The organism is Nocardia sp. KT25-26, assembly GCF_056627695.1.
This window is the reverse complement of the sequence record NZ_CM152813.1, coordinates 2,786,597-2,812,377: the sequence shown is the minus strand read 5'-3', so window position 1 is coordinate 2,812,377 and position 25,781 is coordinate 2,786,597. Positions and strand designations below refer to the sequence as shown.

At 68.4% G+C, this 25,781-nt stretch carries 24 protein-coding genes and 3 pseudogenes; 23 read left to right on the top strand and 4 right to left on the bottom strand.

What is annotated here, in order from left to right; translation table 11 throughout:
• The first annotated feature begins 3 nt into the window (after positions 1-3).
• Positions 4-639, top strand: a complete 636-nt coding sequence (locus AC1HFH_RS12765) for a hypothetical protein (protein WP_480247657.1) — start codon at positions 4-6, stop codon at positions 637-639.
• A 16-nt stretch (positions 640-655) separates the two neighbouring features.
• Here the strand turns inward: AC1HFH_RS12765 and AC1HFH_RS12760 are convergent, their stop codons facing one another.
• Entirely contained in the window at positions 656-1,279 is a 624-nt protein-coding gene (locus AC1HFH_RS12760) for a hypothetical protein (RefSeq protein WP_480247656.1), read from the bottom strand.
• 488 nt (positions 1,280-1,767) lie between these two features.
• On the opposite strand from AC1HFH_RS12760, the gene AC1HFH_RS12755 reads away from it, so the two are divergent.
• The 9 genes and pseudogenes from AC1HFH_RS12755 (at position 1,768) to AC1HFH_RS12715 (ending at position 10,197) form a co-directional block, all read left to right on the top strand.
• Positions 1,768-2,742 (top strand): hypothetical protein, encoded by a 975-nt coding sequence (locus AC1HFH_RS12755; protein WP_480247655.1) that lies wholly within the window; start codon positions 1,768-1,770, stop codon positions 2,740-2,742.
• On the top strand, positions 2,730-3,479 hold the full coding sequence (locus AC1HFH_RS12750; protein ID WP_480247654.1) for a class II glutamine amidotransferase: 750 nt from the start codon (positions 2,730-2,732) through the stop codon (positions 3,477-3,479). The genes AC1HFH_RS12755 and AC1HFH_RS12750 overlap by 13 nt, the downstream gene beginning before the upstream one ends.
• A gap of 124 nt (positions 3,480-3,603) precedes the next feature.
• On the top strand, positions 3,604-4,821 hold the full coding sequence (locus AC1HFH_RS12745; protein WP_480247653.1) for a hypothetical protein: 1,218 nt from the start codon (positions 3,604-3,606) through the stop codon (positions 4,819-4,821).
• Positions 4,809-5,540: a hypothetical protein gene (locus AC1HFH_RS12740; protein ID WP_480247652.1), complete on the top strand. Its 732-nt coding sequence runs from the start codon at positions 4,809-4,811 to the stop codon at positions 5,538-5,540. Before AC1HFH_RS12745 ends, AC1HFH_RS12740 begins: the two co-directional genes overlap by 13 nt.
• Before the next feature lie 81 nt (positions 5,541-5,621).
• Positions 5,622-6,044, top strand: coding sequence for a hypothetical protein (locus tag AC1HFH_RS12735; protein ID WP_480247651.1), 423 nt, complete (start codon positions 5,622-5,624; stop codon positions 6,042-6,044).
• Positions 6,041-6,265, top strand: a complete 225-nt coding sequence (locus AC1HFH_RS12730) for a hypothetical protein (RefSeq protein WP_480247650.1) — start codon at positions 6,041-6,043, stop codon at positions 6,263-6,265. Before AC1HFH_RS12735 ends, AC1HFH_RS12730 begins: the two co-directional genes overlap by 4 nt.
• A gap of 75 nt (positions 6,266-6,340) precedes the next feature.
• Positions 6,341-6,937 (top strand): annotated as a pseudogene (locus AC1HFH_RS12725) (hypothetical protein); the annotation flags it as partial.
• Between the two features lie 12 nt (positions 6,938-6,949).
• Positions 6,950-8,005: a tyrosine-type recombinase/integrase gene (locus tag AC1HFH_RS12720; RefSeq protein WP_480247839.1), complete on the top strand. Its 1,056-nt coding sequence runs from the start codon at positions 6,950-6,952 to the stop codon at positions 8,003-8,005.
• A 2-nt stretch (positions 8,006-8,007) separates the two neighbouring features.
• On the top strand, positions 8,008-10,197 hold the full coding sequence (locus tag AC1HFH_RS12715; protein WP_480247838.1) for a tyrosine-type recombinase/integrase: 2,190 nt from the start codon (positions 8,008-8,010) through the stop codon (positions 10,195-10,197).
• Between the two features lie 337 nt (positions 10,198-10,534).
• On the opposite strand, the gene AC1HFH_RS12710 is transcribed toward AC1HFH_RS12715, so the two are convergent.
• Complete coding sequence (locus tag AC1HFH_RS12710; RefSeq protein WP_480247649.1) at positions 10,535-11,224, bottom strand: winged helix-turn-helix transcriptional regulator; 690 nt, start codon at positions 11,222-11,224, stop codon at positions 10,535-10,537.
• A gap of 92 nt (positions 11,225-11,316) precedes the next feature.
• On the opposite strand from AC1HFH_RS12710, the gene AC1HFH_RS12705 reads away from it, so the two are divergent.
• The 9 genes and pseudogenes from AC1HFH_RS12705 (at position 11,317) to AC1HFH_RS12665 (ending at position 18,663) form a co-directional block, all read left to right on the top strand.
• Positions 11,317-12,750 (top strand): MFS transporter, encoded by a 1,434-nt coding sequence (locus tag AC1HFH_RS12705; RefSeq protein ID WP_480247648.1) that lies wholly within the window; start codon positions 11,317-11,319, stop codon positions 12,748-12,750.
• A 253-nt stretch (positions 12,751-13,003) separates the two neighbouring features.
• Positions 13,004-13,306: pseudogene (locus AC1HFH_RS12700) on the top strand (hypothetical protein); the annotation flags it as partial.
• A 126-nt stretch (positions 13,307-13,432) separates the two neighbouring features.
• Positions 13,433-14,011, top strand: a complete 579-nt coding sequence (locus AC1HFH_RS12695; RefSeq protein WP_480247647.1) for a hypothetical protein — start codon at positions 13,433-13,435, stop codon at positions 14,009-14,011.
• Between the two features lie 75 nt (positions 14,012-14,086).
• Entirely contained in the window at positions 14,087-15,319 is a 1,233-nt protein-coding gene (locus tag AC1HFH_RS12690) for a hypothetical protein (RefSeq protein ID WP_480247646.1), read from the top strand.
• The gene (locus tag AC1HFH_RS12685) at positions 15,307-16,077 is read left to right on the top strand and encodes a class II glutamine amidotransferase domain-containing protein (RefSeq protein WP_480247645.1); all 771 of its coding nucleotides are present in this window, start codon (positions 15,307-15,309) and stop codon (positions 16,075-16,077) included. The genes AC1HFH_RS12690 and AC1HFH_RS12685 overlap by 13 nt, the downstream gene beginning before the upstream one ends.
• Positions 16,078-16,156: 79 nt before the next feature.
• Positions 16,157-16,474: a hypothetical protein gene (locus tag AC1HFH_RS12680; protein ID WP_480247644.1), complete on the top strand. Its 318-nt coding sequence runs from the start codon at positions 16,157-16,159 to the stop codon at positions 16,472-16,474.
• A 190-nt stretch (positions 16,475-16,664) separates the two neighbouring features.
• Positions 16,665-16,958, top strand: a complete 294-nt coding sequence (locus AC1HFH_RS12675) for a hypothetical protein (protein ID WP_480247643.1) — start codon at positions 16,665-16,667, stop codon at positions 16,956-16,958.
• 224 nt (positions 16,959-17,182) lie between these two features.
• Complete coding sequence (locus tag AC1HFH_RS12670; RefSeq protein WP_480247642.1) at positions 17,183-17,647, top strand: hypothetical protein; 465 nt, start codon at positions 17,183-17,185, stop codon at positions 17,645-17,647.
• A gap of 134 nt (positions 17,648-17,781) precedes the next feature.
• Positions 17,782-18,663, top strand: a complete 882-nt coding sequence (locus tag AC1HFH_RS12665; RefSeq protein ID WP_480247641.1) for a DNA-processing protein DprA — start codon at positions 17,782-17,784, stop codon at positions 18,661-18,663.
• A gap of 534 nt (positions 18,664-19,197) precedes the next feature.
• On the opposite strand, the gene AC1HFH_RS12660 is transcribed toward AC1HFH_RS12665, so the two are convergent.
• Complete coding sequence (locus AC1HFH_RS12660) at positions 19,198-22,209, bottom strand: tetratricopeptide repeat protein (RefSeq protein WP_480247640.1); 3,012 nt, start codon at positions 22,207-22,209, stop codon at positions 19,198-19,200.
• 154 nt (positions 22,210-22,363) lie between these two features.
• On the opposite strand from AC1HFH_RS12660, the gene AC1HFH_RS12655 reads away from it, so the two are divergent.
• The 3 genes and pseudogenes from AC1HFH_RS12655 (at position 22,364) to AC1HFH_RS12645 (ending at position 24,812) form a co-directional block, all read left to right on the top strand.
• Complete coding sequence (locus tag AC1HFH_RS12655; RefSeq protein WP_480247639.1) at positions 22,364-23,284, top strand: hypothetical protein; 921 nt, start codon at positions 22,364-22,366, stop codon at positions 23,282-23,284.
• Between the two features lie 590 nt (positions 23,285-23,874).
• Positions 23,875-24,054: pseudogene (locus AC1HFH_RS12650) on the top strand (SLOG family protein); the annotation flags it as partial.
• 317 nt (positions 24,055-24,371) lie between these two features.
• On the top strand, positions 24,372-24,812 hold the full coding sequence (locus AC1HFH_RS12645; protein WP_480247638.1) for a DUF3085 domain-containing protein: 441 nt from the start codon (positions 24,372-24,374) through the stop codon (positions 24,810-24,812).
• 92 nt (positions 24,813-24,904) lie between these two features.
• On the opposite strand, the gene AC1HFH_RS12640 is transcribed toward AC1HFH_RS12645, so the two are convergent.
• Positions 24,905-25,291 (bottom strand): YciI family protein, encoded by a 387-nt coding sequence (locus tag AC1HFH_RS12640; RefSeq protein ID WP_480247637.1) that lies wholly within the window; start codon positions 25,289-25,291, stop codon positions 24,905-24,907.
• Between the two features lie 192 nt (positions 25,292-25,483).
• Between AC1HFH_RS12640 and AC1HFH_RS12635 the strand changes: the two genes are divergently transcribed.
• A complete protein-coding gene (locus AC1HFH_RS12635; protein WP_480247636.1) occupies positions 25,484-25,744 on the top strand; it encodes a hypothetical protein in 261 nt (86 codons plus the stop codon).
• The last annotated feature ends 37 nt before the right edge of the window (positions 25,745-25,781 follow it).

The window sequence follows — 25,781 nt, the reverse complement described above, 5'->3', positions numbered from 1 at the left end:
GTGATGGGGGCACACCATGCGAAGACCACCGCGGTCATGATCCCGGACCTCCGGTGTCCGGCGTGTGGACGCGACGACTGGGTGCAGCACGTGCCCGCGGTGCACGCGTCCGGTGTCGCGACCGTGACCGGCACCGACTACATCGACGGCATCGGATTCTCCCCGGCCGGGATGGTGCCGGTATTCGCAGCGTCGACGATCAACACCACCTCCACCAGCCTGCTCGCCGCGAGGCTGCGGCGGGCCCCGGACGAGAAACCGGCCCTTCTGTCCGGGATTGTGGGCACGGTGTGGGTGACGTTCTCGCTCATGGCCGCGATCGGTGCCGGGGTCGGCTCCCACGCCCACGACGTCGACCCCTCGGTCCCGATGTCCACGTTCGCCGGGTTCCTGATGTTCGTCCTGCTCGGATTCCCCGGCATCGCGCTGACCGCGGTCGCGGCCTACCGGTGGTCGTACAACGCCCGGATCCGGCGAGGCCGGCCCCAGGCGGACCAGTTGTGGCACACCGCCTTCTACTGCCACCGTTGCGGCCTCGTCCACTGGCCCCTGCCCCCGGCACCCGGGGTCCCCGCCCGTGTCCCGCTGTCGACCGCGCAGTTCCGGCACCTGGTCTGGCGCGCCGGGAACTACCACTGACCAGCAACCCCCGTGGTTATCCGGCCGAAGACTGACCGGGACCGGGCACCGGAGTCGTCTGCCTCGCCTTCGACTCCGGTTCCGGTTCCGGTTCCGGTTCCGGTTCCGGTTCCGGTTCGAGTGGGACCCGTTGCCCACCGTGGCTGGGCACTTCGGTCGAATGTTCCCGACGCGACGACGTGTTCCCCGCCTCGCCCGCGACCGATGGCGATGTGGCTGGTTCGGTAGTCCGCGCCGGATCGGTGGCGGTGGCGGTGCCTTGGCTGATCAACTGCCTGGCCTGGCGCGGGGTGAGTTCCAGGAGTCGGGCGACGTCGTCGGTGCTGTCACAGTCCTGGACCAGGCGTGCGGCGACGTCGGCTTGCCGGGCGCGTTGGGTGGCGATTTCGTCGGCCGCTTCTTTCGTGGTGGAGTCGATGCGGGCGCGGAGGTCCGCGATCGCGTCGTCGCGGTCGGCCTCTATACCGAGGATGGTTTCCCATGCCCGTAGGTAGGCGTTGACGTCGCTGGTGATGCGGCGTTCGCGGTCCTTGACCCGGGTTCGGCGCTGCCCCAGCAGTTCCCGGGACCGTCGCAGCCGTTCCCCGACATCCGGACGCCGCCCCGCATGGCGGCTCGATCGTGGTGTGCGCGTGGACATGACCTTCTCACTCCTGAGCAGGCCCACCGATTCTCCCACCACCCAGCATAACCGCCACGCCCCCTCACGGTCGGCCCTGATCGCGGGTCGCCAATCCCGCGAGAGGTCACTCCAGGTCGGCCACCACGCCTGCATCCGTACTGGCGAGCCGACGCCGTCCACGACCAGTAGCCCCACAACGCACCGCCTCTCTCACCACTACGGCACCCCCGGGTGACCGTCTCCCGCCCCGACCGGGTGGTGCGTTCCGTTCGTCCTGTTGGAGGTCTTCGATGTGTCCGATTCCCGACACGGCACCGGATCCGGTGTGCGTGTCCTGCCACCGTGATTCGGCGTCGGTCCCCGATCCCGCCGAGGACCGGCTCTGCCCGCGGTGCGCGGACTCGCTGCCTTCGTGTTGTATGTGCAGGACACGGCCGTCCGCGCCGAGGCCGACATTCGACAACCTTCCCCGCTGCCGGCCGTGCACTCCGGGCTGGCGGGCGTGTATGTCGTGCCGGTTGTGGGCCCCGCCGACCAGCCGGACCATCGACGACCGGGTCCTGTGCCCGAATTGCGCGGTCACCTATGACCGTTGCCACGAATGCGGCCGGTACACGCGGGCGAGCCGGTATGTCTCCGGCGGCACCCGCGTCTGCCACCCCTGCGGGGCCCGTCTCGACGCCTGCCCGGACTGCGGCACCCTCACCGGCGACGGCGCGTGTGAACCGTGCGCGGCGCCGGACCGGGTGTGGAACTACACCTACCGCCCCGACCCCCGCTTCCACGGCGACGGCCCCCTCTACCTCGGAATGGAACTCGAACTCATCACCCCCTCACCCATCCACGCCGACGCTGTGTCGCTGGCGACCGGTCGGCTCGGCGGGCTGGGGTATCTCAAGCGCGACGCGTCGATCCGGCCACTCGGATTCGAACTGGTCACCCACCCCATGTCCTACCGATACGCCATCGACCGGTTCCCCTGGACGTTGCTCGACGACCTCGCCGACCTCGGCTGCCGGACCGACGACAGCGTCGGCTTGCACGTCCACGCCTCCCGCGCCGGGTTCACCTCGCCGGCGCATGTGTTCCGGTGGATGAAACTGCTCTACCGCAACGAATCCGACCTCGTCGCGTTGGCGCGGCGGCGAACACGGTACGCGCGGTTCGATTCGACCGCGCGGCAACGGGTCAAGGACTCCGCGAAAGGCCGCCGCGTCCCCGGCCTCGACCGCCGCCAGGCCATCAACACCCACCCCACCGACACCCTCGAACTCCGCGTGTTCGCCAGCTCCCTGGCACCGGCCACCGTGCGGGCCGCGCTCGCGTTCACCGCCGCCTCCATCGCCTACACCTGCGACTTGTCGATCACCGACATCCACGCCGGCGCCTGGCAGTGGCACCGCTTCACCCGGTGGGTCACCGACCGCGACGAGTACGCGCCGCTCGCCGCGCAGTGGGAGGGCCTCGCATGTGCCTGCTGACCTACCTGCCCACCGGCATCACCCCCGACCTCGACATTCTCACCGCCGGCGCGGACACCAACCCCCACGGTCACGGCTACGCGATCATCACCGACGGTGACCGGATCACCGTCGGACACGGGATGGACCCCGACCCCGTGCTCACCGAGTTCGCAGCACTGCGCGCCCGGCACCCGGATTCGCCGGCACTGTTCCACTCCCGCTACGCCACCCACGGCGACCACACCCTGGGCAACTGCCACCCCTTCCATCTCGGCGGCGACCCACGCACAGTACTGGCGCACAACGGAACCCTGCCACGGCACGTCCACCCCTGTCCCGGGGATCCACGGTCGGATACCCGGATCGCGGCCGAGGACTACCTCCCGACGCGGCCGTTCGGATCCCTCGACACCCGGCGTGGTATCCGGCGGCTGTCGACGTGGCTCGGCACCAGCAAACTCGTCGTCTTCACCGTCGACCCCGCCTACCGGCGGCGGGTGTACCTGATCAACGCACATCTCGGGCACTGGCGTGACGGGGCCTGGTACTCCAACACCTCCTACCTGTCCCCGACCGGGCTGCGGTCCATCTGCGGAGGCTGCTGGGCCAGCGAAACCGACCCCAGAGCACGGTCGTGCCGGCTGTGCGACTGGTGCTACCGCTGCCACCACCCCATCGACCGGTGCCGATGCCGACCGAGACCAGCCGCCGGCGGCGTCACGGTGTGGAGCCCTCGCCGCCGCGCTGCTCCCTGATCCGGCGCCCGTCCCAGGAAATCTCCCTTTTTTGTTCTGTGTCCTCGGGCCCGGAACCGTCCGCGCGATTGGTGCGGCTGTTCCGGGCTCTGTTCGTTCGTCCGGCCGAAAGGACCGACCCGCGATGCCCACCACAACCGCCGCTCCGGACACCGACATCGGGTGTGAGAACTGTAGCCACCCGGTCGGTGACCCGGCGGCCGAGACTGTCGACGGCGGCCACGTGTGTGACGACTGCGCCGACACCATGTCGCGCTGCCAGGACTGCGACCGCGTCACCGACACCGGCCATCACACCGTCACCGACACCCTCGTCTGCGACGACTGCGTCGACGACTACACCCGCTGCGACCGTTGCCGCCGCTACGCCACCGACACCGAACCCACCACCGCCACCACGCAGGTCTGTGCGGAATGCGCGGCCGAATGCGGGCACTGCGCCCGCTGCGACACCGCGATCGACGGCGAGGGCTACAGCACCGACACCGGCAGCGACATCTGCCACGGCTGTTACACCGAAGGCTACAGCGAATGCCCGAACTGCTACAGCGCCGTCGCCGACGGCACCGGCCCCTGCGGCAGCTGCGGCACGCCGATGCCGCACACCGTGATCCACCCCTACGACTACAAACCCGTCCCGGTCTTCCACGGCCGGGGTCCGCTGTATCTGGGGATGGAACTCGAAATCGTCACCACCGCCGACCAGCACAGTCAGGCGGTCGAGACCGCGGTCGACGCCCTCGGTGAGCTCGGCTACCTCAAAGCCGACTCCTCCATCCGGCCCTCGGGATTCGAGATGGTCACCCACCCCATGTCCTACCGGTGGGCCCTCGACGAGTTCCCGTGGCCGCTGCTGTCGCGGCTGCGGCTGCTCGGGTGCCGCACCGACACCGGCGTCGGCCTCCACATCCACCTGTCCCGCACCGGATTCTCTTCTCCCGCCCACGCCTACCGGTGGATGAAGTTCATCTACCGCAACGAAGACGCGGTCACCCAGCTGGCGCGGCGGCGTACCCACTACGCGGCCTTCGATCCCCGGTCCCGCGCGCACGTCGCCGCCGCCATCGCCGGCCGACACATCAGTGACCGGCATCAAGCGATCAACACCTGCCCCACCCACACCTACGAACTGCGGATCTTCGCCAGCTCCCTGCAACGGCGACAGGTCGCCGCCGCGCTCGCGTTCGCCGCCGGCTCCGTGGAATACACCCGCGGGCTGCGGGCCGCCGACATCACCCGCCGCCAAGGGTGGGCCTGGGACACCTTCCGCGACTGGATCGCCGCCCACCCCGACTATCTGCCGCTGCACCAGGACTTGGAGAGCCTCAAGTGTGCATCCTGACTTTCTGTAAACCCGGCGTCAGCCCCGACCTCGACCTCCTTGCCGCCGGCGCCGCCGCCAACCCTCACGGCCACGGCTATGCCCTGATCACCGGCCACCGCATCACCGTCGGCAAAAGCCTGGACCCCGACCGGGCGATCACCGAATTCGCTGCCCTCCGTGCCGAGTTCCCCGACGGGCCGGCCCTGTTCCACTCCCGGCTGGCCACCCACGGACACCTCACCATCGACAACTGCCACCCCTTCCCGATCGGTGGCGACGAGCGGACCGTGCTGGCGCACAACGGAATCCTGCCACCCCAGGTCCACCCCCGGACCGGTGATCCGCGCAGTGACACCCGGGTCGCGGCCGAGGACTTCCTGCCCCACCAACCGTTCGGATCTCTGGACTCCTGGACCGGACGCAACGGTTTCGAGCAGTGGCTGCGCAGCGACAAAGCCGTCATCCTCACCGTCGATCCCTCCTACAAACACCGCGCCTACCTGCTCAACGAACACTACGGGCACTGGCGCGACGGGACCTGGTATTCCAACTACTCCTACCTCGACACCGCCACCTTCTGGCAGTTCTGCGAGATGTGTGAATCGTTCCTCACCCGCAACGCACGCCACTGCCCCTACTGCGGTCACTGCCTGACCTGCGACCACCCCGTCCCGCGCTGCGTCTGCCCCCGCTCCTCTGCCCGCAATCACGAACTCCTCGACCACGAACCCACCTGAGCGAACCACTGCTGGACACCCGGACCCACGTGCCGCGCCGCGGGAATCGCCCACCCACTTCGACCTGTCCGGAGGACTGCTGTGTCTACACGTCCTGACCTGCCGCACCCCCGAACCCGGGCCACACCGCGGCGGTTCACCCTTGCCGACCACGAGGCGCACCGCCTCACCCGAGCCCTCGCCGGCCGCGGGACGCCACACGCTGTCCGGCGTCTACTCACGCGGTTCCGGTGGCCGAGGACCGGCCACGACCTCGACCACCGGCTGGCCACAGTCGACGACGTCCACGGCAACCGGATCATCGTGTCCACCGACGACACCGTCGTCCGGCCCCGCACGGGTGCCCGCCCCGGCCCGGCCGTGCCCACCCAACGAGTCGACCACACCCCCGACGCGACCGACATCCTCACCCACGCCCCCACCACCTCACGCGCCCTCAGCACCGGCCCGCACCGCGCCCTCACCGCAGTCCGGCCGCCGCGGCGGGTTCGGCGGCGCCGGTGACCCCGCAGCCGGTGATCGGGCATGTCGGCGAGGTCGTCGACTGGATCCGCGACCACCTGCCACCTCTGAACCCCACCAGGGGCGAGGTCTGGCACACCCACCCCGCACCCGACGGGGTCCCGCCGGCGTCGACCGCGACCCTGCAGGTGCAGATCACCAGCCCGAACCGGCCGGTCTGTCGCCTCGTCGTCGACCTCACCGCCACCCCCGACCCGCCGTGACCGGCGACCCGACCCCAGCCAGAACACACCGGCCGACAGGGTGCGCCCCTACGCAGACGGAGGAAACCTGCGACGATGACCGATTCGGAACCGACGCTGCGAGTGTTGTCGTGCGGGGCCGGAGTACAGTCCACGGTCCTGGCGTTGATGGCATGCGCCGGTGACCTTCCCCGGTTGGACGCCGCTGTGTTCGCCGACACCGGGTGGGAACCCGCCCGAGTCTATGCCCAGCTCGATCGGCTGGCTGTCGAGTTCGCCCGGGCCGGTATTCCACTGTTCCGGGTCGACAACGGACACCTGCGACGCGACAGCCTCGACCCCGCTCACCGATTCGTGTCGGTGCCGTACTTCACCCGCTCACCCGAGGGCGCACGCGGGATGGCGCGCCGACAATGCACCCACGAGTACAAGCTGGTGCCGATCCAGCGCAAGGTCCGTGAACTCCTCGGAGCACGACCACCCCGATTCCGTCGCGTCCCGGCCGGACGGGTCGCCGAGCAATGGATCGGATTCAGCGCCGATGAGATCCACCGCGTCAGCACCCGCCGCGTCAACCGCTACACCCGCCCACGCTATCCACTACTCGAACTCGGCATGTCCCGCCGCGACTGCCTGCGCTGGCTCGACCAACGCGGCTGGGGTGATACGGCGAAATCGTCGTGTATCGGATGCCTTATTTGGAATATGGGCTGGCTAGATTTCCGACTCATGATCACAGTGTGCTGGGAGCACTTCCCGCTGGTTGCGCAGCATGACGAAGCTCGGCGGTGGTTGCAGTTCACCGCGAACATCGGTAGAGCGCCGAACACAGTGGATGCCTATGGCCGGGCAGTCGAGGACCACCTGGCCTTCTGCATCAGGCTCGGCACAGATCCCGCCAACACTCGGCCCGACATCGTCGCCGCATGGATCGGCGACATGCACGACCGGACGAATAAGCGAACCGGTGGAACCGGTTTGTCCAATGCCACGATCCAGCAACGGGTTGTTGCGGTCCGCGGCTTCTACGACTACCTCGTCGAAGAGCAGATTCGAGAACGAAATCCAGTGCGCCGCGGTCAGTCCGGACGCAGCGGAGCCCGGAAGCGACCGCGGCAAGGCTTGGTCCGGCGCATCGAGAAGGCGCCCTGGATCCCGAACGAATGGGCATGGGATCGGATTCTGAACGCGTGTGAGTCCGAGCCGCTGCGCAACCGGCTGATGGTGACACTGACCTACGACGGCGCGCTGCGCCGTGAAGAACTGGTGACGCTGGACATCGATGACCTCGAACCCGCCTGGTCGTTGATCCACCTTCAAGCGGAGAACACGAAGTCCAAACGCGCCCGCGAGGTTGCCTACGGCTCGACTTCCAGGCAACTGCTCGTGGCCTACATGCGGCAGCGGGCCAGCATGTTCGGGCGGGTCGAGGGCAGGCTGTTTCTGAGCATGTCGCGCCGCAACCGCGGCACGCCGATCGGCCCGTCGGCGTGGTCGAAGGTTGTCGACGGCATCGCGGCGCGGGCAGGTGTCCCGCAACTGCACCCGCATACCCTCCGGCATCTGCGGTTGACCGATCTGGCTCGGGCCGGGTGGGAGATCGAGGATATCGCCCAGTACGCCGGCCACCGAGACCTGTCGACCACGCTGAAGTACATCCACCTCTCCGGCCGCGAGTTGGCGGCCAAACTGCACAACACAACGACGTCGCTCAACGCCGACCGAGAACGTCGTCTGGCCGCCCTGGCGGAGGCATGGTGAGCATGCTGACCACCGACGAACGCACAGCACTGGCCCGGATGTTCGACACCGCGACGCCGCGCCTGACCACCCGCAATAGCACCACGCTCGAACATCTGGTACGGCCGATCGAAGAAGCAACCGCCAGTTGGGATCGTCCCGAACGGACCAGCCGACTGCGCACCATGATGCTGCACCAGGTCCACAACACCCAGATCCCCTATCACGAATGGACCCGGGATACATGGATCGATCTGACCCAGGCGGTCGAGAAAGGCTGCCGCGGCTGGGTCGTGGCGCTAGCCAACCTGCTCGCTGCCGACCGGACCCTGCATCATGCCGTGTCAGTCGCACCCCGGCACATCGCCGACCTCGTCTTCGGCCCCGACACCGTCCTCACCGCCGCCACCGAAGTGATCGACGTCCTGCGGTCGTGGGACTCCTCCGAGCACACCGTCGGCAGCCAGATACCGGCCGCGGTCAGCGATCTCATGCTCTGCACCGGCAAGGCAGAACTCACCGAACTCACCGACTCCGACGTGCGTGCCGTGGCCGACCGGCATCCCGTCGGCGCGCGACGGCGCGGGCTGATCAAAGTGTCGCGTGTGCTGGCACACAAGGGCATCATCACCACTCCGATTCCCCGGAACCAGCGCCAACGCGGTTCACGTCCGGAGACCTTGGCGTCGGTGCCACCGCCGTGGCTGGAATGGGCGCAGCGCTGGCGCAAATTCACCACCCTCGAACCCGGCAGTGTCCGCGGGATGTTCTCGGTGATCCTGATCGCCGGACGGTGGGCAGCCGAGAAGCACCCCCACGCCGTCGAACCTCAGTTCTGGACGCGCGACATGGCAGCCGAGTACGTCGCCGACACCCTGCACGCGGTGCACGGGCAGTGGGCCGGGCACAACCGCAACCAAGTCAAGGCCGGTCAACCACTGTCTCCGTCCGCGAAAGTGCAGCGCATCGACAGCCTCCGCGCGTTCTTCCTGGACTTGGTCGAATGGGAATGGGTCACTCTCGCCTTCGACCCGCGCAAGGTGCTGTCCGGGCCGCTGTCGCTACGCGCCAAGATCAGCCCCAACCCGCGCATCATCGATGAAGTCGCATGGGCCAAGCTCATGGCCGCCGGACTCACCCTCAACAGCGAAGACCTCAACGAGTACGGCAGCCCTCGGGCCAAGGCCCGCACCGGCAGCCACCGCACCTACTACCCGATCGAGATGGTCCGCGCCCTGGTCGGAGTATGGCTGTTCGCCGGGCTCCGCATCGACGAGATCCGCCGTTTGGAACTCGACTGTGTCGACCGCGACGAGAGCCGCGACGAGAAAACCGGCGAACCGTTCCCGATCTGCCTACTCCGGGTTCCGGAGAACAAGACCTCACCAGCGTTCAGCAAACCCGTGGACCCGACCGTCGGCCAGCTCGTCGATGCTTGGAAGCTGGTGCGGCCGCCCCAGCCCGACCTCGAAGACCGCAAAACCGGCCTCCGACGCCAGTTCCTGTTCTGCGTGCGCGGAGAGCTCATCGGCCGCTCCTACCTCAACAACCACATCCTGCCCGCGCTCTGTCGCAAGGCCGGCATCCCGGAAAGCGATTCGCGCGGCGCGCTCACCAGCCACCGCGCCCGGTCCACCATCGCCACCCAGCTACTCAACGCACCAGATCCGCTGTCCCTGCCGGATCTGCGGGAATGGCTGGGGCACAAGCACTATTCCAGCACCCGGCGCTACGCCGCGATCCTCCAGCGGCGCCTGACAGCGGCATATCACAAGGCCGACTACTTCGCGCGCAACGTCCGCACCATCCAGGTCCTCATCGACCGCGACGTGATCCTGTCCGGCGCCGCGACCGACGGCGAACAACCGTGGAAGTACTACGACCTCGGAGACGGCTACTGCACCTACGACTTCTTCGCCAAGTGCCCACACCGCCTCGCCTGCGCCCGCTGCCCGTTCTACCTGCCCAAGCAATCCAGCGCGGGGCAACTGCTCTCGGTGAAAAACGGTGTCGATCAGATGCTCGAACGCCTCGAACTCACCGATGACGAACGCGCGGCCCTGGAAGGTGACCGCGACGTCCTGCTCGAACTCGCGAATCGGTTGGCCACCGTCCCCACACCCGCCGGCCCCACTCCCGAGGAACTCGGCACTACCCGCGCCTTCATCGAACTCACCGCCGTCCAGACCAGCCTCACGGGAGACCGGACATGAAACTCAAGCTCATATCGCGTGTCGCCAGGGCATCTTCAGAACGGTGGCCCGTAACCATCGACCGCCATCGTCAGTCACAACCCAGAAGGATGCACGAACCTGACCCGAAGTGCTGGAATCAAGGCGATTCGGCCGACCACCCTCACAACTGCCAGTGGCCACCCGAAGTTCCCCGTGTACGGCCAGTTGCGATACCCCATTGGCGGCCACATACGGCTATCCGGCACACTGCCAGCATCCCGCCCGAACAGCGCCCATGCCGATTATGTGTTGTGCGTACGTGGTAGCCGGTCGACGGTCTACGGAGACACCGGAGCCATTCCGGCTTCGATTGCTGTCAGTCGTTCGTCGCCGATGGCGCCACGCCGGTCGCGGCGATCGTCCGCCCCGGTGGGAACACCGTGCTGAGGATCCGCCTACGGCCGTGGAGGTCTCCCAGCGAGAGGGCCTGGTCGATCGTGAGGCCGCCTGCTGCCAGCCCGATGACGACCTCCGGTTCGGCGGTGAAGACCGTGTCCGGCTGCTGATCGGTCCAGGCGACTGCGCTGGGGCCGTCCTCGTCGATACGCACGAGCATGCGGAAGCCGTCCATGTCGATGCCGAGTTCCGCCGGGGAACTCGCAGTGACTCCCCGTAGCAGTGCCGGGAGGGCAAGCGTCAGCCAGCGCGGCTGGAATGAATCGCCGTTGCGGCCCGGCGTCAGCAGCGGCGCGCCCCACCTGCCGAGCGCCTCCATGGGTTCTCGCAGTCCCGCACCCCACGGCGTCAGTGCGTAGAGGACTCCCGCACCTCCGAGTTGTCGCCGCACGATGCCGTTCGACTCCAGAGTCCGCAGCCTCTCTGCCAGGAGGTTGGTCGCGATCCCCGCAAGCGAGGTCTTCAGCTCGGTGTAACGCATCGGGCCGGGGAGCAACTCGCGCACGATCAGCAGCGTCCAGCGTTCGCCCACGAGGTCCAGGGCACGTGCGAGACCACAGAACTGCCCGTAGGACCGCGAACCCTTTGCAGCGTAGTTGACTTCATCCATCGCAGTTGATTATATCAACCACACTACTACCCGGGGTGCTGATCGGAGGGGATTCGCATGGAAACGAACTCCACAGAGGGAGGCGGTTCGTCATGACTCGCGCTGTAGTGAACTCATCCGCCCTGTCGACCGGACGTGGCAAGCTGATCCTCGCACTGCTGTGCGCGGTCGGTTTCCTCGACTTCATGGACGCCGTGATCGTCAATGTGGCACTGCCCTCGATCCAGCATCAGTTGGGGTTCTCCGAGCAGGGGCTGCAGTGGGTGGCCACCGGCTACCTGCTGACCTACGGCGGTTTCATGCTGCTCGGTGGGCGTGCGGCCGACCTGATCGGGCGCCGCAGGGTGCTCGTCATCGGCGTCATCGTGTTCGCCCTCGCCTCCCTGGTCGGCGGCCTCGCCTCCGACGCGCCGCTGCTGGTCGGTGCCCGCATTGTCCAGGGCGCCGGCGCGGCGTTGATGATGCCCGCGGCGTTGTCACTGGTAACGACCACCTATGAGGAGGGTACGGATCGGAACCGGGCGCTCGGGGTCTGGGGCGCCATGATCGGGATGGCCTCGACGGCCGGTGTCCTGCTCGGGGGCGTGTTGACCGAATCCTTCGGGTGGCGTTCGGTGTTGCTGATCAACCCGATCATCTGCGTGGTGCTGTTCGCCGCGATCTATCGGCTGCTGCCCGACGACCGCCGGGTGCCGGGCTCGAGCTTCGATGTGCCCGGCGCGGTCCTCGGTACCGGGGGCTTGCTGCTGCTGGTGTACGGCGTGGTCGAGGCACCGAACGCGGGCTGGGGTTCGCTGAGCACGATCGTCCGCCTGGTGGGGGCGGCGCTGCTGCTGGTCGCGTTCGTGGTGAACGAGTACCGTCACCCGAATCCGTTGATGCCGTTGTCGATCTTCCGGGTCCGGGGGCTCGCGGCCGCCGACGGCACCCAGTTGATCGCGATCGCCGGATTCATGTCGATGTTCTTCTTCCTCACCCTCTACATGCAGAACGTGCTCGAATACTCGGCACTGAAGACCGGTCTGGTGTATCTGCCGGTCACCTTCGCGGTCGGGATCGGTGCCGGTGCGGCGACCAAGCTGATTCCGCTGGTCGGTACCCGGCCGTTGATCGTGGGTGGATGTGTACTCGCATCCGCAGGGGTGTTCGTGCTGTCCGGTCTGCCGGTCGACGGTGATTACAAGACCGACATCCTGCCCGGCATGATCGTGATGGGGTTCGGCCTGGGCGCGGTCTTGGTCTCGGTCACCAACGCAGCCAATGCAGGAGTGCCGGCGGACAAGGCGGGGCTTGCGGCGTCGTTGTTGAACAGCTCGCAGCAGCTCGGTGGTGCACTCGGTCTGGCGGTGCTGACCACCGTCGCGACCTCACGTACCACCGACCTCCTGGCCGCCGGTACGGCCCCGCCCGAGGCGCTGGCCTCCGGATTCGGTCGAGCCTTGCTGGCCAGCAGCATCGCCATCCTCGTCGCGGCAGCGATCGGCATGCGCACCTACAACACCCGCAGCAACGACGCGCCCTTATGACCGAGGCAGCGGGTCGACCACCGCTGAAGATGACCGCTGCTGCGGTCGGCAACGTTCAGCCCCGAATCTGAAGTACCAGAACAGGGTACTGCGAAGATTTCCCCACTTCCGCACACCGTCGTTGGCGAGCACTCCAGGCACATTGCTACTAGTTTGCCATCGCGGCCAGATACTCCCCCGCTAACTGGCCGCCCATGGGGAATTCCAACTGACCGCGGACAACAGCGATCGTTACCGGATATTCGCATTAACTTGCCCGTTCCACGGCAACGCCCAGTGGCGCCACCTTCGTGACCACGCACCCGAGGAATGGGCCGACGCCGTCGATTTCGACCGCCGGATCCGGCACGGCTGCGCCGGCGCACCACCGCTACGCGGACACGCCTACCTGCATGCCTCGCGGATGCCCCTCGACCGAGCTCCGATCGACCGCGTCACCCGCACGGAATGGGCCGACCGGCAACTCGACATCTTCGACGAGTTCGCCGAACACGGCCACCCCGACGGCTGTTCCCCCTACGGATGCCGCTCCGGCCTACCCTACCCGACCACCTGACCCCCACCCGCACCCGGGAATCGGCCTACCCACGCAGCTCGCCCCACCCGGCACAACCCGTACCGGCCACCGGAACCGGTCCGGGAGCCAGCGACCGGGTGGTCCTCCTTCGACCCCAGGACGAGTATGAGCCACGACAGCCACCGCATCGACCTGCTCGCATCCCTGACCAGCCGGGACTTCGCCGGCGCCCTCGATGCGGTGTTCGCCCAGATGGAATGGGCCGAGGACGAGATCACCGCCGCCGGTGACCAGCACCCCGACGAAGCGGATGTGCTGTTCCACGCGTTCACCCTGCTGTCACCCACCGTCACGCGGATGCGTACCGAGGTCGTGTATCGGGCGCATTGTCGTGAACTGCTCGACCGAGTCGTGGCCGGTCGGCCGACGCAGCCGGGCACCGCGATCGAGGTGCTGGTGTCGGTGATGACCGCCAGCCTGCACGCACCCCTGTCGACGGCGGCGTTCGGCCTGTACCGGCGGATGTGGCGCCACGCCGGTCTGCCCGATCCCGGGCACGAGATCACCGGAGGCGACGAGCACTACGAAGCCGTCGCCGGTCACCGAATCGACAACCTCGAAGCCGATACGCGCCGCCACCTCGCCGTGCCCGACCGGCACCTGTACCCGGTCCGCTGCGACGGACACCACCACGGCATCCGGGTGACCTGCCGCTTCGCGCCCGGCGCCGCGGCCGCTGCCTGACCCCCCATCCACTCCCCTCTCGCCCCGCGGCGTGTTCGTGACGGCGAGTTGTGGCTTGTCCGAAAGGAGTCCGCTGTGCCCACTGCTGTCCTGGAGGGTTCGGTGTGCGCTGATTGCGGCGTCCCGCATCCGGGCGCCGACCTCATGGCCGTCACCGACAGTGCCCCGGTCTGTCGGGGTTGCGCCGACCGCCTACCGCAGTGCACCGCCTGCGATGCGCCGGCGCGCGATACGTGCGAGACCACCGACGGCGGTGCCGTGTGTGACCGATGCCGGGCCGGGTGGAGTGCGTGTGGCGATTGCCGCCGCCTGACCCGCTACCTGACCGCGATCGCCGACCACGGCGGTGACGTATGCGACGACTGCGCCACCGACTACCCGCTGTGCAGTGACTGCGAGGTCCGCACCGCCGACGCCCGCGACGTCGACGGCGATCGGGAAGTCTGCACGTCCTGTCGCGGCAACTATCACGAATGCTGGGACTGCGTGACCCTCATCCCCGAAGGCCACAGCCACTGCGCGGACTGTTCTACCGCGGGCCCTGCCGACGGGGTGCATCCCTGTGACTATCAACCGCCACTGCTGTTCCACGGCGACGGGCCACTGTTCCTGGGTTTCGAACTCGAGGTCTACACCCCGCCCCGCGCGTTCCGTGACGCGGTCGACACCGTCCACGACACTGTCGGTGACCTCGCGTATCTCAAGGACGAGTCCTCGGTCGACTGCGGGTTCGAGCTGGTCACCCATCCGATGAGTTTCGACTACGCCATGACCGAGTTCCCCTGGTCGGTCCTGCCCCGGTTGCGGCTGCTCGGCGCGTCGACCGACGACGAGGTCGGCCTGCACATCCACCTGTCCCGCACCGGCTTCACCTCCCCCACCCACATCTACCGTTGGATGAAGTTCGTCTACCGCAACCAAGAATCAGTGACCGCGTTGGCGCGCCGCGACTCGCACTGGGCGATGTTCCGGCCCGAGCACCGGGCCCGAGCCCACCGCTACGCCTTCGGCGACCGCTGCGGCCGCAGCCGCAGCGAAGCGATCAACGTCCTCCCACCCGACACGTTCGAGCTGCGCGTGTTCGCCTCCAGCCTGCACCGCCGCGAAGTACAGGCCGCCCTGTGCTTCGCCCACGCGAGCGTGGAATACACCCGGGGCCTGCGCGCGGTCGACATCACCCGCCACCAGGGCTGGGACTGGACGACCTTCACGGCATGGGTGGCCGACCGCAGCGAATACGCCCCGCTCACCGCCGAACTCGCCGAACTCGCACCACTCCACGAAGGGAGCCTGGCGTGTGCCTGCTGACCTTCTACACCCCCGGCACCGCCCCGGATCCCGACATCCTCATCGGCGGCGCCCTGGCCAACCCGCACGGACACGGCTGGGCCATCCACACCCGCGACACGATCGTGACCGGGCGTGGTCTCGACCCCGACCACGCCATCACCGAATTCACCACCACACGTGCCGAGTTCCCCGACGGGCCGGCACTGTTCCACTCCCGCTACGCCACCCACGGCGAACACACCACCGACAACTGCCACCCCTTCCCAGTCGGCGGCGACCCGCGCACCGTCATCGCGCACAACGGCACCCTGCCCCGCCACGTCCACCCACTACCCGGCGACACCCGCTCCGACACCCGCATCACCGCCGAGGAATTCCTGCCCCGCCACCCCTTCGGTTCCCTGGATTCCCCGGATGGGCGGGTCCGGTTCCAGCGGTGGCTCGGCACCGACAAAGCCGTCCTGCTCACCGTCGATCCCGCCTACCAGCAGCCCGCCTACCTGTTCAACGAACACTACGGGCACTGGCGCGGCGGGATCTGGTGTTCCAACCACACCTACCGACTCGACGACCACCGCACCACCCTGTACACCGCCACGGTCGACGACCAGTACTGCCCCGGCTGCGGGCACCCGTGGTTCGACGAGGACACCGGCCCGCACTGCCCCGGATGCGGGTTCTGCCGGGTCTGCGAACACCACTACCCCTACTGCCGCTGCCCCAACCTGCCCGGCCTCGACCGCTACGCCGACCTCGCTGACCTCGAATGCGCCTGACCCAGACCAGGACAACGGCACCCCCGGCGCCCGGGGTGGCGTTGTCGTGTCCTCGCCCCTTCCCGTACTGGAGACCCAGATGACTCAGCCGTTGACCGCTGTTCCGTTGCGGACCCGGGTGCGGGCCGCGCTGCACCAGCTGCGCGCCCCCTCCCAGCCACCACAATCGGTGTCGGAACCGCCGGTGATGGCCGCCGAACTCGACCACGCCCGCCACCACGCCACCCCGGTCACGATCCGCACCCACGGCGGACACACCCTGCCCACCGCCACCGTGACCGCCCTGCACCGCCACCACACCACCCTCACCACCGGCGGCGACCACCTCATCGTGCCGCTGCGATTCATCGAATCCATCCACCACCACCAGAACCCGGAACCGGAGACTGTCTCGTGACGATCACCGCCACCCACGACGACGACCGACCCGACCCTCCCGTTGGCAGGCCCGCGTCCACCACCTGACCGACCCCACCGACATCCTCATCGTCGGCTGGCACGCCGCGTTCCCCGACACACCCGCCGCCGGCACCCGCCTCGCCACCTTCCCCGGCACCACCACGGCCACCGACTCCCGCCTACCGGTGATGGGACTGGTCCGCATCGAACACGCCGCACCCCACTACAGCGCCGACCCCGACGGCACACTGACCCTGCAATGGGGCCGCGACCCGTTCGACCTCCGCTCCGAGGGATTCAGCTGGCGGCTCGTCCCCGCCGTCCACGACCGAAACCGGTGGGTCGTCGCGCCCGGCTGGTGGGCGTACAGCGGACAACACGCCGTGCTGCCCGCCGCCGTCATCGACGCCACCTTCACCCCACCGGCACTGGTCCGCGTCTACGGCCACGACACGAACACCGGCACCCACTGGATCCCCTGACCCCACTACCCCCCTTTGGGAGGCACCGTGACCGATCATCCCCCACCGCGACCGCGCCGACCGGTCGAGCGGGTGCCGATTCCCGCCCGCCTCGCGCACGCCCGGTCTCGGCCGGCCTCGTCGTGCCCTACATCACCCTGGCCCACCGTGACCGCACCCGCCCGGTCTGGGGCGCGATCGACCCCGTCCGCCTGCACGAAGTGTTCACGAGGCGACTATGTCAAGTGTGCGGGGACCCGCTCACCGATCCGGTCGTGCTGTTGCTGCGGCCCGCCGACTACCAGCGCGGGATCGGTGTCGAACCCGGCCTGCACCCCGAATGCGCCCACTACGCGAAACAAGCGTGCGTGATGCTCGCCGGACACCTCAACCGCTACAACCCCACCGGAAACGCCCCACTCACCCGCTGCCCCGAACCCGACTGCCACTGCCGCTCCTGGGCACCCACCCCCGAAACACCCGATCAAGCACACCGGGCCGCAGCCCCCGCCGACGCCTGGTACGAAGCATGGATCCGGCTCGCCGACTACCGCATCCACACAGTCCCAGCCGACCCCCGCAGCCCGGAATCCACCGGCGTCGCGCTCCACGGCACCACCATCCTCCGGGTCCGCCCCGTCCGCGACGCCGCACCGGACAACACCGAATCGATCGACCTCCTCGCCCTCCTCGCCGCACTCCACCCATGAACCTCCCACCACACGCCCCGCCCACCACTGCCGCGAGTGGCCGCGAGCAGCCGCACCCACCACACCGGTGTTGCCACGACGCCTCAGCCCAGTCGGCCCCAACTACTCCCGCTCCCTGTTGATAGGAGTCCGGTATGTCTTCTGCCTGTCTTCCTGCCCGTGCGGACGATGAGCGGTCGGCGTGGGCGGTGATCGCCAGCGCGGCCCACACCCATCCTCGGCCGGCCGCGGCGTTGCTCGCCGCGCACGGCCCGGTCGCGGCGGCGCGGCAGCTGCCCGCCGTGACCGGCGACCCGGGACTCGCCGACAACGCGGTCGCCGACCTCGCCACCGCGGACCGAGTCGGCGCCCGACTGGTCACCCCCGATACCCCGGGCTGGCCGATCCGCCTGCCGGCCACCGCGGACCCACGTGCCGCCGAGCAGGTGCCATTGGCGGTGTGGGTGCGAGGCACCGACCATCCCGACCCCGCGCGTGAGCGGCGGATCGGCGTGATCGGGGCGCGGGCCTGCACCCGCCACGGCCACGACACCGCCGCCGAGGTCGCCACCTTCTTCGCCGACCGTGAATGGACGGTCGTGACCGGCGGGGCGCTCGGCATCGACACCGCCGCCCTGCGAGCCACGCTCGACGCCGGTGGCCGCGCGATCGTGGTCGCCGCCACCGGGATCGACCGCGCCTACCCCACCCGCAACCGGGCACTGTTCGACACCGTCACCGACCACGGACTCGTGCTCAGTGAATACCCGCCCGGACACGGGATCACCAAACACCAGTTCCTGCACCGGAACCGGATCCTCGCCGCCCTCGTCGACGCGATCGTCGTCCCCGAAGCCGGCCTGCGGTCGGGCACCCGCAACACCGTCGGCTGGGCCACCCGCCTGCACCGACCGGTCTTCACCCTGCCCACCCCACCGGACGGTCCACACTCAGCCGGCTGCGACGACCTCGTCCAGACCGGCCGTGCCCGGCTCGCCGACACCCCCGCCCACATCCTCGCCCAGCTCACCACCTGAACACACCCACCCCTGTTGGAAGGGAGCACGGTGAACGAGTCGTTCGAGTTGTTGTTTCCGCTGCGCGCGGTCAGCGAGATCGCCGAGCACGCGATGGCCGCCCCGGCCATGTGCCCTACATCACCCTCGCCCACCATGACCGCATCCGCCCCTCTGGGGCACGATCGATCTCTCCGGCTGCGGCAGTTCGACCGCTAACACAACGTACCGGCCCCTGGTGCAAGGCATGGACCGGCTGGCGATAACCACGTCCTCAGCACCCCAGCCGATGTCAACGGCCCGGAAGCCACTGGTGTCGTCTGCGCTGCCCCGGCATCCCACACCCGACCGGCCGGCGTCCCCGTGCTACTGACCGCGCGATACACGCACCGGCCGCTTCGGACCCTCACGACAGCCCCACATGTACGCCACTGATCCAGGCGCCGGGTGCCCCCTTGTTCGACCCTGTCCGATCAGCCGATGACAGAACGCGGGCGCTCATCGACGGCCAACAGGTGCGCAGTCACCGCACCACCGCAGGCGACTCGACTGCGTCTACCCGAGATCTTCGTTGAGACGCACGATCCACTGCTGGATCCGAAGGGTGTCGGGGTGGTCGGGCCCGAGCACACGTACGCGGTCGGGCAGCAACTCACGAAACGCCGCCAGCGCCGCAACAAGCTCCCCGGAGCGGACGAGCCAAAAGGCGATGTTGTTACGCGCGGTGAGGGTGTCGGGATGGTCGGGCCCGAGCACACGTACGTCGTCGGGCAGCAACTCACGAAACGCCGCCAGCGCCGCAACAAGCTCCCCGGATTCGCCGAGCCAAAAGGCGATGTTGTTACGCGTGCCAAGGGTGTCGGGGTGGTCCGGCCCGAGCACACGTACGCGGTCGGGCAGCAACTCACGAAACGCCGCCAGCGCCGCAACAGGCTCCCCGGATTCGCCGAGACAGGCGGCGATGTTGTTACGCGTGGTGAGGGTGTCGGGATGGTCGGGCCCGAGCACACGTACGTGGTCGGGCAGCAACTCACGAAACGCCGCCAGCGCCGCAACAGGCTCCCCGGATTCGCCGAGACAGGCGGCGATGTTGTTACGCGTGGTGAGGGTGTCGGGATGGTCGGGCCCGAGCACACGTACGTCGTCGGGCAGCAACTCACGAAACGCCGCCAGCGCCGCAACAAGCTCCCCGGAGCGGCCGAGCCAGGAAGCGATGTTGCTGCGCGTGGTGAGGGTGTCGGGATGGTCGGGCCCGAGCACACGTACGCGGTCGGGCAGCAACTCACGAAACGCCGCCAGCGCCGCAACAAGCTCCCCGGATTCGCCGAGCCAAAAGGCGATGTTGTTACGCGTGGTGAGGGTGTCGGGATGGTCGGGCCCGAGCACACGTACGCGGTCGGGCAGCAACTCACGAAACGCCGCCAGCGCCGCAGCAGGCTCACCGGAGCGGCCGAGCCAAGAGGCGATCTTGTGGCGGATACGCAGGATTGCGTGCTGGTCAGTTGGTTCTATGTCCGGGAGTAGGGCGGTCCAGCGGGCGAGGTTGTCGGCGGGGCGGTCGCTGCCGAGTGCGTCGACGAGACTCAATGCTTCGTCCGTGCGGCCGCCGAGGGCGAGGTGGCGGGCACCGGATTTGGTTCGGTAGTCCAGGATCTGTGCTGCGTCGTCGGGGTCGAGGTTGTCGGCGATCGCGAGGTGGGCTGTGCGGATGTCGGTCCTCACGGTGGTGTGGATCGGGTCGGCGAATGCCAGGTGGGCGAGGCCGATCCGTTCGTCGGGGGTGCTCGGGGCGGAGCGAGCGATGAGCACCCCGAGGGAGGCGATGAGGTTGCGCAGTTCAACGCGAGACACTTCGGAGCCGAGGGTGGTGAGGGCGCGGCGGGCTATTTCGAGCGGTAGGACAGGGCCGACACCGGCGGCGGCCAGGATGGCCAGCAGGTGGTCGACCTGGGTCGAGGAGATACTCGTGTCCCGCTCGCCAGGAGGAGAGGAGGAGGCGTCGTTGATGCGTTGGGCGACTGCCTCCGCCAGCATCGGCTCGGTGCCACTGGTCCAGTCGGCGGGCAGCCGAGAGACCTCGACGAGCAGGCGCGAGATCAACCATCCGCCGGGGATCTCGACGTCCGGGACGGTGGAGTTGTCGACATCGGCGTCGGTCAACCCGGACCGGAACTCGATCGTCGCGTCGACGATGTCACGGGCCGTCGGCAATTCGACGGCGACCTGCACGCCGTGCGACAACTGGGGATCGTCCTCGACGCCGGTTCCGCGGCGAACCCCGGCGATCACGCACAGATGGTCGAGACTGGGATCGGTGGTCATCGCACCCAGTGCGGTGACCAGTGCCTGGCGGTTGCCTCGGTCCGGCTGGTCGAGCCCGTCGATGATGATATGGACGGGTTCGGTGGTCTCGACCCGCGCGAACGGCACCAGGACCAGGCGCTCGAGCGCGCCGAGCGTGCGGGCCTGTTCCTCGGTGAGCGTGGTCGCGGCGTGTTCGGCCGCTGCCGCGAAACCCGACACCTTCTCGCTCAGCTGGATGGCCAGTTCCTCGGCCACCGACAGCGGGCTGCTCGCCGCATCGAGGAACACCGCCGCGCTGATGTATTCGGGCGGAATGTATCTGCGGTGGCCGGCCCGCACGAGCATCCCCATGATCGCGGACTTCCCTGCCCCTGCGGGACCGACCGCCAACCGTAGGCGCGGTGGGAAGTGCGAGACCAGCTCAGCGAGGCAGCGTGAGATGCCGGGTGTCGGGCGCAGGTCCCTGGTCAGCTGGTCGACGAGTTCGGCCGACGGCCGGCCGGTCAGGCAATCGGCCAGGGCCTTGTTCGGCACCAGCCATAAACTGGGATCACCGCCGCGCAGCGCGCGCGCCGCCCCCGAACTCGTGAGACTCAAGTGCCCGGGATTCTGCTTCGCGCAGCCTTTCGCGATCGGCGCGCGCAGCGAGTCGACGGAGAGGCGGCTGGCGCCGGCAGGGTCGCCGGTGCGCAGTGACGTGATGATCGTGCGGGTGAAGCAGGCATCGTAGGCCGGGCTCTCGTCGGCCGAGGCCGTGAGCAGCTCGAGCCGGCCGGCGTTGCGGGGGATCACTCTGAACCACTCGTGCCCGGCGACATCGATCGCCCGGCCCGATGAACACGCGTCGACCATCACGACCAGGCCGTCGAGCCTGCCCCGATCCTTGCGGTTGAGTTCGGTCTGGATGCGGTGACCGAGGTCGATGGATCGATCCGCGTCGAAAACGTCGGGCCGGTCCCGGTCAAGTGAGTCCTTGGCCAGCAGATAGAACCCGTTCACGGTGTCGTCGTAGTGGCCGTGCCCGAGGAAACTCACCAGCAGCGTCGCCTCCTGACGCTTGGCGGTAGCGAAGGCATCGGAAATCGCGGTGCGCAAATCGGTGTGGCCAGGGTCGATGAGTGGTCCGCCGTCGGCGGTCACCGGCGCCCAACCGCCACTACTGTTGAGTTCGTCGAGCAGTTCGCTCGCCAGCGTGTCGATATCCGCGATACCCGGCAACTCGTCACACTGCGAAGCCACCACCAGCGCCAACCGTCGGCTCATTCCTCGAACCTAACGCGGACAGCGCTACCTCGCCTTCGCTCCGCCGAAACCGGTCCAGGAGCCGATTACTCCCATACAGCAGCGTGTGGCGCGGCACCAGGCGTGCGGGCACAATCGTCGGTGCCCGCGCCGCCACACAGTCAGGGGAACAGACGTGGCCGACATCGTTCTCGTCCATGGCATCGCCCAGGAGCAGTACTCCGCCGACCTGCTGGAGGGACGCTGGCTGCCCGCGATGGCGGGCGCCGTCCGCCTGGCTGGCCACCCCGGCCTCGCCGACGAACTATGGCGAAAGCACCGTCCCGGATCCATCGAATCCCGGATGGCCTTCTACGGCAACGCCTTTCTCGACACAGGGGCACAAGGCAGTACCGAGCCGTTGCCTCTGGGCCCAGCCGAACTCGACTTCGCCGACGCGCTGGCCCGCGCGTGGCTGCGCGCCGCCGCCGAACGCGCGCCCGACCAGGACGATCGCGTCGAAGCCCACCGGCAACTCGACATCCTCGCCGACACCACCGCCCAGGAACAAGGCATCGGCACCGTACTGCGCCCCGCGGTCAACGCCCTGACCCGTCTGAACTGGTTCGCTCCCACCGGCTTCAACCTCGCCGCCCGGTTCGTCGTGCGCGCACTCGGCCAGGTCACCAGATACTTCACAGACCCCGGGATTCGCGAGTTCGCACAGCAACGGATCCTCGATCACCTCGGACCCGAAACCCGCCTGGTCATCGCGCACTCTCTCGGTTCCGTCGTCGCCTACGAGGCCCTGCACCGCGTCGACCATCCCGTAGCCCTGCTCACCGCCGGATCCCCCCTCGGCCTGCAATCGATCATCTACCCACGCCTGGCACCCGCCCCGCCCACCGTCCCCCACGCGCTCACCCGCTGGGACAACCTCGCCGACCGCGACGACATCATCGCGACCACCCTCGATCTGGCACCGCTGTTCCAACCCTCCAGCTCGGGCGTCCAGCCCACCCCCACCGTCGTCGACAACGGCGCAGAGCCCCACAATGCACTCAACTACCTGACCAAGGAACACACCGGCACTGTTATTGCCAAAGCAGTTGCCTAGCAGGACCGGAACTCGACCACGGCACAGGCCGTACCCGGCCTCACCAGCTGCATCGGTGCGACCGACGAACCAGCGGCTCTGGCTGACTCCTGTTGCCGCGGCGGCCATTCCGGTGTCGGTGCGATTCGGGCCTGCCCGGCCATTCATGTGGCGCTCGATCAGCTTCGGCCTATCTGTTCGCGTCCTCGATCGGGTCGTTGCTGCGGGCAGTGGCAGGCCGATGACTGCGGCGCCATGGTCGACGTCGAGGCGACGCAGGAACGCGTCGAGTGGGTCCGGCCCACAGCGTCCTCCGGAAGCAGCCCCTGCGTTGACCGGACAGCCATGTCGGCGCCGTATCCGCGGCCTCTCTGCTTCTCGGAACCTCCGGCCCGGTTGCTGTCCAGCGCAAATCTTCGTCCGCCTCATCGGCCCACCCGGGCGTAACAGCAGTGGCAACAGATGTGGTGGAGTTCGCCGTTTCACGAAGGGAACCGACCGCAGATGTATGCACGGGTCTTGATCACCGGATCGAGGAACTGGGACGACCGGCGAGCGCAAATCTTCGTCCGCCTCATCGGCCCACCCGGGCGTAACAGCAGTGGCAACAGATGTGGTGGAGTTCGCCGTTTCACGAAGGGAACCGACCGCAGATGTATGCACGGGTCTTGATCACCGGATCGAGGAACTGGGACGACCGGCGAGCCATCCGCGACGCTCTGGCCGCGGCGTGGCATCCCGACACCGTGCTCGTGTCGGGTGCGTGCCCGTCGGGTGCTGACGCACTGTGTGAAGCGTGCTGGACTCGATGGGGTGGCCGGGTCCAACGCCACCGGGCCGACTGGAATCGTCTGGGCCGCAGAGCCGGCCCGGTACGGAACGCGAGGATGGTAGCGCTCGGAGCCGACCTTCGTGTGGCGTTCATTCGCGACGGGTCCCCCGGCGCGAGCCAGACCGCCGACCTCGCACCACGCGCCGGAATCACCACGCACATCATCCCGACGACCGGATCACGCAGAAGCGGCGCTTATCGCCGCGCGGATCGCGGCCCGGCTCACCACCGGAAGCACACCCACCCCCGTGGAAAGGGAGTTCGACCGTGTCATCGATGGACCTGCGTTTCGCACTCGCCGAGGTCGTCCCGATCGCCGAACACGCGATGGCTGCCCCCGAACATTCCTGGCCGGACTGGTTGGACCCGGCGCCGGACCCTGTACCGGCGTGTCTGGTCTGGGCCAAGGACGAGGGAACCTATCTGCTGTCGAACGGGCGACCTCGCCAGCTCACCGCCCCCACCAGCAGGCGGGTCGTGGTCACCTACGCCGCTGGCTACGACAATCACAGCAGGGTCCGGTTCGGCCAGACCCCGGTCGGTGGCGATGATTTCGCCGAATTCATCCCGTTGACCCACGACCACGGCCACGGTGTCGCGCTCATCGACGTTCTCCGTCACCACGCCACCCGCTCCACCACCATGATCATGACCGTCACCTCCACCACCTGGACCCTCTCCTTCGACTCCACCCCACCGCGGTCCGGGACCCGCTGACCGCACCGCGGCCCGACATCGGCGTCGGCGGCGGGGGTACAGGCGGCGCGGCAGGCCGGCTCCCCTCGCCCGTTCGGGGTTTCGGTCGATGTCTACGACCGTTCTCGCAGTGGCCAGACCTCGACGACTCCGTGCGCGACTGCGCATGGAGTCTGTGACACGAGGTCGATGGCGTCTTCCAGTGTCGCCGCTTCGATGATTTCGAACCCAGCGACCGGCAGACCCGACGACATGTACGGTCCGCTGAGTACGGTGGTGCCCGCGGCGTCGTGGTTTCGCACCTGCACCGGCGAGTCGGCGATCCCCACGATGGCTCCCACAGCCCGCAACCGCGCGTCGTGGGCATGCGCCGCGTCACGCACCGCCGCGCCGGTGCGGTCATAGCCTTCCCGGTCCCCGTACCCGATAGTCACGAATCTCGGCATCACAAGACCTTCCTCCGGTTCGTCCGACGGTTCGCTGATCCCGACGCCGGACACGCCCCGAACTCATCGCCGCAACCCGCAAAACTCCGCACCGTGTCCGATCGCCGACGACGGCCGTCCCGGCCGGCCACCTCCACAGCTGCCGCCTCACGATCTCCAGCGGCCGATTCGGTTCCGAGATCGTCGTGTCCAGCGATGGGCCCGAACCCCGTCGATCCGCTTTCTCGCACTCCAGGAGGTTGTTCCATGCCCGTTTCCACTGCGCCTGACTCGACAAAACCCGCCGCGATCACGGTGGTGTCGTTGACGCGCACCGAACGGGACCGTCGCCGCCACGCCGGCCTGGCCGGTCCGGTGTCCGCGCTCGGCGACGATCCGGTCATCGACCGGTGGCGGTCCCGGTTCCCCCGCTGGCAGGGCCGCTACTGGACCTACACCACCGACGATGCCGGCCTGCTGCGCCTGCCGCCGGTCAACATCACCCGCACCCCACGCCGCCGCCAGTGACCGGCCGCCGTCCGGCCGGATGCGCCCGGCACACCCG